Annotated in this window: 2 protein-coding genes and 1 pseudogene; all 3 read right to left on the bottom strand. The window is 67.2% G+C overall.

The annotated features are described in order from the left end of the window. Positions 1–347: pseudogene (locus BBK14_RS14535) on the bottom strand (amidohydrolase family protein); the annotation flags it as partial. Between the two features lie 80 nt (positions 348–427). After that, complete coding sequence (locus BBK14_RS14530; protein WP_071062860.1) at positions 428–880, bottom strand: pyridoxamine 5'-phosphate oxidase family protein; 453 nt, start codon at positions 878–880, stop codon at positions 428–430. Positions 881–978: 98 nt separating this feature from the next. After that, positions 979–1,305, bottom strand: a 327-nt coding sequence (locus BBK14_RS14525) for an SDR family oxidoreductase (protein ID WP_116430078.1), incomplete at its 5' end; no start/stop codon positions are given.

Raw genomic sequence — 1,305 nt, 5'->3', positions numbered from 1 at the left:
AGATGCCCGGCGCTGAACCCGGCGAACGTCGGGAAGCACATCGACGCCAGGATCCCGTTACGGTCCATGTCCCGGACCCGGTCGTGGATGTCGTAGACGGCGGGGCGCATCTCGGCGAAGCCGGCCGGGTCCTTGGCCCATTCCTCCGGCGGCCAGGTGATCACGGCGTTGAGGCCGCTGACCCCGGTGACCCGGCCCTGGTAGATCCACCGGTCCACCCCGGACTCGTCGGTCTCGACGTGCGGCGCCTGGTCGGCCAGGTTCGCCGGCAGGTGGTTCTTGAACATGTCCGCTGGTTCGACCACGTGGTCGTCGATGCTCACCAGAATCAAGTCGTCGACGTTCATGACCCTCCTCCGTGGGTGCTGGCCTGACAGGCGTATCCGGTCAGATATCTGTGCTCCGGTCCCGGCCGTGCCGGGGGTTCTCACATTTTTCGGAAGTCCCAGCTGGTCATTTTCTCCGGGGTGAGGCGCAGCCAGGCGTGACGGCCGTCGTAGTGCATTTCGTCGCGACCGGTGTATTTCTGGGCGAAGAGCTTTTCCGGTGTTTCTAGGTCCGGGTCGGGGGTGCCGGTCCGGGGAGCTTCTCCGACGCTTTCGAGCTTCCCGCGGAGCTCGACCCCGTGCAGCTCGTTGAAGGCGTGGCCGCCATCGATGAGCACGGCCACTCGCGGGTCGCGGGCGATGTCGGTCCAGCGCTGGCTCTTCACGACCGAGTTGAGCCACAGAGCGGAGCCGTCCCACACGAACCACAGCGGAGTCAGATGTGGTCCGCTCGGGCTGGACGTCGCCACCCGGCAGGTTCGCTCCTCGGTGAGGAAGGCATCGATCTCGTCCCGACTCATGGCGATCTTGCGGCCCCGGCGCTGCTCTTTCATCGTGTTTTGTCCTTAATGGATGTCGAGTGCCTGCTGCGTGGTGGTGTGCCGAAGTAGGGACGGACGGGCCCGACGGCGAGCGCCGCCAGGCAACCGGGTCACCGACCGAGCAGGAATTTCACGATGGGTGTGGCCGGGGGGAAGGAGTCGGAGATGCCGGCGGTGAAGTAGCCCGAGTCGGCCGTGAGGGTGATGCCGCTGATGGCGGAGGCGGCGTCGCTGCAGAGGAACAGCAGGGGGTAGGCCTGTTCCAGGGGGGTCGCGGCCTCGATGCCCAGCTCGGCCCGGTAGTCGGCGCCGAAGCCGAGCCACCTCTCCTCGTTCGCCCGCGCCAGCGGGGTGTCGGTGGGGCCGGGGCAGATCGCGTTGATGCGGATGCCCTGCTTGAGCAGGGGCATCGCCTGGGTGGCGACGTAGGCGCAGAC

This window comes from Parafrankia soli, from assembly GCF_001854695.1.
Taxonomy (GTDB): domain Bacteria; phylum Actinomycetota; class Actinomycetes; order Frankiales; family Frankiaceae; genus Parafrankia; species Parafrankia soli.
This window is presented reverse-complemented; position numbering and strand designations above follow the sequence as displayed.

What these genes read in the sequence shown, in the direction of transcription:
- BBK14_RS14530 (WP_071062860.1), bottom strand. Translation starts at nt 880, where the DNA reads ATGAAAGAGCAGCGCCGGGGCCGCAAGATCGCCATGAGTCGGGACGAG.